Raw genomic sequence first — 6,930 nt, forward strand, 5'->3', positions numbered from 1 at the left:
TTAACCCTCTTTCTCTATCGTGGTCAAACAGTCGCGTAAGATAGGAGCGTAGTTGTATTTGCCAGGGCATACATAAGTACACAATGCCAAATCTTCTTCGTCCAACTCTAAGCAACCCAACGTCTGAGCACCGTCAGTATCACCAGAAATCAGGTCCCTAAGCAGAAGCGTAGGAATGATATCTAGGGGCATAACGCGTTCGTAATTACCAATTGGAACCATAGAACGTTCAGAACCATTGGTAGTTGTTGTCATATCAAATTTCTTGCTGCCACTTAGGTGACCTAAGTAAGCACGAGTCACTGAGTGTTGGTTTGAACCAGGTAGGATCCAACCGAACAATTTCTTCTCGCGACCTTCTTTTAGTAGTGAAACTTGGGTGTGGAAACGACCAAGGAAGCCGTGAACGCCCATCGCCGTCGTACCGCTAAGTACAGAACCAGAGATAACACGTACTTCACCGTCTACTTGCTCGTCAGCAGTAAGCTCGGTCAAGTCTGCGCCCATTACGGTGCGCACTAGGCGTGGGTTAGTTGCTGCAGGACCTGCAAGTGAAATAACACGACGGTTATCTAGCTCGCCAGAGGTCAGCAATGCACCAATTGCCATAACGTCTTGGTAGTTGATGTGCCAAACCGTTTTGTTCATGCCAGCAGAATCAAGGAAGTGGATGTGAGTACCCGGTAGGCCCGCAGGGTGAGGACCGCCAAATTCTTCAACATCAACTGCCGCATCGCCAGTAGCAACAGATGCACCTGCCGCTTTACAAACGTAAGTCTTGCCACCGCTCAATTGCGTTAATGCTTTAAGACCATTTACGAAATCGTCTTGGCGCTCAGCAATAATCACTGCAGGATCTGCTGCTAGTGGATTGGTATCCATTGCTGTAACGAAAATTGAACTTGGAACAGAGTCTAGCTTAGGAGATTTGCTAAATGGACGTGTACGGAACGCTGTCCACATGCCTGACTCTACAAGGATTGACTGAAGCTGCTCGCGTGAAGCGCTCGCGATCTGGTCAGCTGCAATTTTATCAAAAGTTACAGCATCGCTGCCGTTCACTTTGATAACTACAGACTGAAGAACACGTTTTGCACCACGGTTAACCTCTACCACTTCACCCGCTGCTGGGGCAGTGAATTTAACGCCAGGGTTCTTTTTGTCTTCAAAAAGCACCTGACCTTTCTTCACTACATCGCCAACTTGGACGTGCATGGTAGGGCGCATACCCACATATTCTTCTCCCAGAATGGCAACGCGCGTTGCAGCAGATGCATCAGCAATCTCCTGCTTTGGCGCTCCCTCAATTGGGAGGTCGAGACCTTTCTTGATTTTTATCATATGTAATCGCACTACTCTAATAGAAATACCCTTTTGCATGACCGCAGAAAACCTGCCTGTCAGCATGCAAAAGCGCACTATTAACAGGTGTAGAACACCTTTTCGTTGTTGATTGATGGAACTTGCTGCAATTGCTACGGTCAGCCTGTTATGAAGCCGTAACGCATAATTCCTTTTGCGGACGCTTAATTCGCCCTTTCTTTATAGACCACCAGCAGAAATTTACACTTATTATTGTTGTTGTGTAGCTGCAATCGCTACTGCTGTTTTGGTAGAGGCAGAAAAGACCCCTACTTAATTTCGGGATTTTAGCATTAACCCATACGTTTGTGCCACGCTATTTCAAGATAAAGGCAAATTTTTCTACAATTTAATGTAAACCTTTGGTCTTATTCATTTACATTTTGCGAATCCATACGCCGTATCAACTTGTAATCAGGTACAAAAAAGCCGTCAAATCAGACGGCTTTTGCGCATATAAGCATTAGGTTAATTAATGGTAAGTTTAGGTTTTACCAATTAACCATTGGGTCAACTTCACTGTCGTAATCAACACTTGAAATGTCAAAACCGAACAGTTTTAAGAACTCATGGTTGTAACCTTTGTAGTCACTTAAGTCATGAAAGTTCTCTTGTGTCACTTGATCCCATAGCGCCTTAATTTTTGCCTGTGTTGCGTCGTTAGTTTCTTTGCCATCCATGCGATAGCGATTTGCTTCATCTAACGTTGGTGTATTGCCGAACAGGCACTGTGTGAACAAGCCATGAATCTGCTCAATGCACCCTTCGTGGGTGCCTTCCTCTTTCATCACTTTGTAAATAAGTGAAATATACAGAGGCATTACAGGAATGGCTGAGCTTGCCTGCGTTACCAGTGCTTTCAACGAGCTCACATTGGCTTGCACAAGCAAATCACTGTTTTTACCAATAATGGCTGCGGCAGCGCGATCTAGGTCTTCTTTCGCTTTACCAATCGTCGCTTGACCATAAATAGGCCATGTTAGTTCTTTACCGATATAGGTATATGCGGTGGTTTTACAGCCTTCAGCAAGCACATCGGCTTCACGTAAAAAGTCCATCCAACGTTCCCAATCTTCACCGCCCATCACTTTGATGGTGTTAAGGATTTCTTCGTCGTTGGCTGGCTCTAGCGATACTTCATGCACTTTGTCTTTATCAGTATCGTAGGTTTTCGTAGTGTACGCCTGCCCTACAGGCTTAAGCGTAGATTTATACGTTACGCCTGTTTCTGGGTCGGTTCTACGCGGGGATGCAAGGCTATAAATGACCAAATCAACCTTGCCCATTTCAGCTTTGATTTTTTCGATGGTTTCATTTTTGATTTCATCGGAAAACGCATCGCCATTAATAGTTTCTGCATACAAGCCTTTTGCTTTGGCTTTTTCGTGGAATGCAGCGGTGTTGTACCAACCGGCAGTACCCGTTTTACGTTCCGTTGGTGCTTTTTCAAAACACACACCCAGCGTTTTAGCGCCATAGCCGAACGCAGAAGTAATGCGTGATGCTAGGCCGTACCCCGTAGAGCTACCAATAATCAATACATTTTTAGGGCCTTCGCCTAAGTCGCCTTTTGCTTCTACATAAGCAATTTGTTCGTCAACCGCCGTTGCACAGCCAACAGGGTGCGCGTTTGTACAAATGAAGCCTCTCACTTTAGGCTTGATAACCATAATAATTTTCCTTATTTGAGCGTGGGGCTATTGTAATGCCGAAGCCACTGATAACAACTCGGAGCAGATGAAACCTAGCATATCGCAAACGCAAGGCGACACCAATGAAACAACGTGCCAAATTTAGCTTTGCTTTGTATTTACGAGAAAAGACAGAGAAGAAAAGAGATAGGAAAAAGAAACATTAGGCCATATCGCTAAATTCAACGAAGTGCGGGCTAGTTTTTAAAACGTTATGAACTATGAATAAGAAAAAATGGAACACAGGTGTACAGAACTGCACACCTGTGAACAACACATTAACCTAGAACGTCTAGAAGCTCTACGTCAAAGATAAGCGTGCTGTATGGTGCAATAGCTGCACCCGCACCTTGCTCACCGTAAGCAAGCTCATGTGGCACGTATAAACGGTACTTAGCACCTACTTTCATAAGTTGAAGTGCTTCAGTCCAACCTTTAATAACGCCGCCTACTGGGAATTCAGCTGGCTGGCCGCGCTCGTAAGAGCTGTCAAAAGTGGTACCGTTAATAAGTGTACCGTGGTAGTGAACACGTACAGTGCTAGCCGCAACTGGTGTTTCACCGTCACCTTCAGCAATAACTTCATACTGAAGACCAGATTCAGTAACGGTTACTTCGTCACGCTTCGCATTTTCTTCAAGGTACTTTGTGCCTTCTTCAATAACCGCTTTGCTTGCTTCTTCTTTAGCCGCTTGCATACGCTTGTGAATTTCGCCGAACGCATCACGTAGTGTGTCGTTATCAACCTGAGGCGCTTGACCTGCGAAGGCGTCTTTTAGGCCAGCTACAACAGCGTCAATCGCTAGTCCGTCAAACGGATTTGATTGTAATTGTTGACCCATTTGAAAACCAATGCCGTAACTTGCTTGGGTTTCTACTGTATTGAATGTATCAGTCACAAGAACTCCTGAAATTAAATTACAAATGCAGTACAAATTTCAAACAAAACGCATAACGCGAGAATGTTTCTGCATTTTCCGGTGCAAGAGTGTATCACACCACAAAATATCTTGCTTTGAGCAATGTTAACTAGGGTGCAAAAGTATCAAAATGTTGTAAATTATAACCGAAAGTGGTTAGACAAGTCGCAAAGGACACAGTATGGTTAAGGCCATATATTTAGGAGGATAGCATGCAAACACACTACGATGCTGAACTGAAAGATACCGTTCGATACCTAGGTAAAACCTTAGGTGAAACAATCAAAAATCAATTGGGTCAAGAGTGGCTAGACCGTATTGAAAAGATTCGTAAAGGCGGCCGAGCTTCTTATCAGGGAGACGCTACATGTAGCGAAGAACTGAAAGAAACTTTCAAAACAATGTCTGACAGCGATTTGCTTACTGTTGGCCGTGCATTCGCACAATTCTTGAATTTGGGCAACATTGCTGAGCAAGAATACAATGCGGCAATGAATGTTGATGCGTCTATTGATGCACTATTTAAACACCTAGATAAAGCTGAATTAACAGCTGAAAAAGTGCAGGATGCGGTTGCAAAACTGAACATCGATCTTGTACTGACCGCGCACCCAACTGAGGTTACGCGCCGTACACTTATTCACAAACATAAAGAATTGGCGAACTGCCTTCAGGCTATTCACCAAGAGTCGCTTAATGATGTTGAGCGTAAGAAAATTGAAACCCGTATTGCTGACCTTATTGCACAGGCTTGGCACACTGAAGAAATTCGTTCAGTACGTCCAACACCGGTTGATGAGGCACGCTGGGGCTTCTCTGTTATTGAAAACTCATTATGGGAAGCAGTGCCAGACTTTATGCGCGAGCTTGATGGTCGCCTAAACGAAGATTATGAAGTATCACTGCCACTAGATGCGTCTCCCGTTCAGTTTAGCTCTTGGATGGGCGGCGACAGAGACGGCAACCCATTTGTAACGTCAAAAGTGACTGAGCAAGTATTATTACTTGCTAGAAAACGTGCGGCCAAGCTTTTCGCGATTGATCTTGATCGCTTGCAAGTTGAGCTTTCAATGTACGACTGCAACGACGCGTTACGCGAAAAAGTCGGCGACGCCAACGAGCCATACCGCGCCCTTCTTCGTCCACTTGTGGACAAGTTCATCGCAACCCGCGATGGCATTAGCGACTACTTAGCAGGTAAAAACCCAGATACTTCAAACTGGGTTGAAAGTGATGATGAGCTAATTGAACCACTGATGCTTTGCTACCAGTCACTGTTAGACTGCGGAATGCAAGTTGTAGCAAACGGTCTGCTGCTAGACACTATTCGTCGTGCTCGTGTATTTGGCATTCACCTTCTGCGCCTTGACGTGCGTCAGGACTCTGAACGTCATGCAGACGTTTTCAGCGAACTAACACGCTACCTAGGTCTTGGTGATTATGCTCAGTGGAGCGAAGCCGACAAGCAAGCGTTCTTATTGCGCGAGCTTGGCTCAAAACGCCCGCTATTCCCTGCTCAATGGGATGCGTCTGATGACGTGAAAGAAGTGCTTGATACCTGTAAGGTAATTGCGAAGCACAGCAAACACGGTTTTGGTATCTATATTATCTCTATGGCCAGTGAGCCATCGGACGTTATGGCCGTTCAGCTGCTACTTCAAGAAAGTGGTGTAGATTGGCCAATGCCAGTGGCGCCATTGTTCGAGACGCTAGACGATTTGAACAACTCGCCTGACGTAATGCGCAAACTTCTGTCTATCGACTGGTATCGCGGTTACGTTAAAGGTCGTCAATTCGTTATGATTGGTTATTCAGATTCAGCCAAAGACGCAGGTGCACTTGCTGCGGGCTGGGCTCAATACCAATCACAAGAAGCCTTGGTTGCGATTGCTGATGAGTTTGACGTAAGCCTGACGCTATTCCACGGCCGTGGCGGTACAATTGGTCGTGGTGGCTTGCCAGCACATGCTGCCATTTACTCTCAGCCTCCTGGCTCGCTAGACGGCGGCTTCCGTGTAACTGAGCAAGGCGAAACTATTCGCTATAAATTCGGTATGCCTAAGCTGGCTAAACGCAGCCTAGGTATTTACGCCAGCGCCATAATTGAAGCCATGTTATTCCCGCCTCCGGCACCAAAAGAAGAATGGCGAGAGCTTATAACTGCAATGGCAGCCCAAGGTCGTGACAACTATCGTGCAACCGTGCGTCACGATAAAGAGTTCGTACCTTACTTCCGTGTTGCAACGCCAGAGCAAGAGTTAGGCAAACTCCCACTAGGTAGTCGCCCAGCGAAGCGTAAGCCACAAGGCGGTATTGAGAGCCTACGCGCTATTCCATGGATATTTGCTTGGGCACAAACCCGTTTGGTGCTACCAAGCTGGCTAGGCGTTATGCGTGCTATTGATAGCGTGAAGACCCCGGAAAACGAAAAAGTGGTTAACGAAATGTTCAGCGAATGGCCGTTCTATCGTTCACGTCTTTCAATGCTAGACATGGTGTTCCATAAAGCCGATCCGCGTATCAGTGAAGCTTATGATGAGCGCTTAGTACCCAAAGAGCTTAAACACTTTGGTGAAGCTCTGCGTGCCGAGCTTAAAGAAAGCATCTCGTCGCTACTGGCTATAACCGGTGACGGCGACATCATGAAGAACGACCCGCAGGGTAAAGAGTCTATGGAGATCCGTGCAGGATATCTTCAGCCCCTCCACTACCTGCAAATTGAGCTTCTGGATCGTATTCGTAAAGCCGGTGACGATGCACAAAACACCAGCCTAGAGCGTGCCATGATGGTTACCATCGCGGGTATTGCAATTGGTATGCGTAATACAGGCTAGAGCCCAATGAACGCGTAACGTTATAATGAAAAGCCTGCTCATTGAGCCTGTCTCTTGATCACAAGTCGATATCAAGAGACATGGCTAGCTCATATCCTTCAAGGATGGTTTGCAATTTGAACC

At 45.9% G+C, this 6,930-nt stretch carries 4 protein-coding genes; 1 reads left to right on the plus strand and 3 read right to left on the minus strand.

Going from position 1 to position 6,930, the window contains the following annotated elements; genetic code table 11:
* The 3 genes from QME20_RS14385 to QME20_RS14395 all read right to left on the minus strand — a co-directional run bounded on the left by QME20_RS14385 (position 1) and on the right by QME20_RS14395 (position 3,952).
* Positions 1 to 1,341, minus strand: a complete 1,341-nt coding sequence (locus tag QME20_RS14385) for a Na(+)-translocating NADH-quinone reductase subunit A (RefSeq protein WP_239220024.1) — start codon at positions 1,339 to 1,341, stop codon at positions 1 to 3.
* Positions 1,342 to 1,853: 512 nt separating this feature from the next.
* Positions 1,854 to 3,032, minus strand: a complete 1,179-nt coding sequence (gene fabV, locus QME20_RS14390; protein WP_239220026.1) for an enoyl-ACP reductase FabV — start codon at positions 3,030 to 3,032, stop codon at positions 1,854 to 1,856.
* Between the two features lie 299 nt (positions 3,033 to 3,331).
* On the minus strand, positions 3,332 to 3,952 hold the full coding sequence (locus QME20_RS14395; protein WP_239220028.1) for an FKBP-type peptidyl-prolyl cis-trans isomerase: 621 nt from the start codon (positions 3,950 to 3,952) through the stop codon (positions 3,332 to 3,334).
* A gap of 233 nt (positions 3,953 to 4,185) precedes the next feature.
* On the opposite strand from QME20_RS14395, the gene ppc reads away from it, so the two are divergent.
* Positions 4,186 to 6,807, plus strand: a complete 2,622-nt coding sequence (ppc, locus tag QME20_RS14400) for a phosphoenolpyruvate carboxylase (RefSeq protein WP_168533962.1) — start codon at positions 4,186 to 4,188, stop codon at positions 6,805 to 6,807.
* Positions 6,808 to 6,930: the final 123 nt, after the last annotated feature.

It is taken from the genome of Alteromonas sp. CyTr2 (assembly GCF_947311905.1).
GTDB classification, from domain to species: domain Bacteria; phylum Pseudomonadota; class Gammaproteobacteria; order Enterobacterales; family Alteromonadaceae; genus Alteromonas; species Alteromonas macleodii.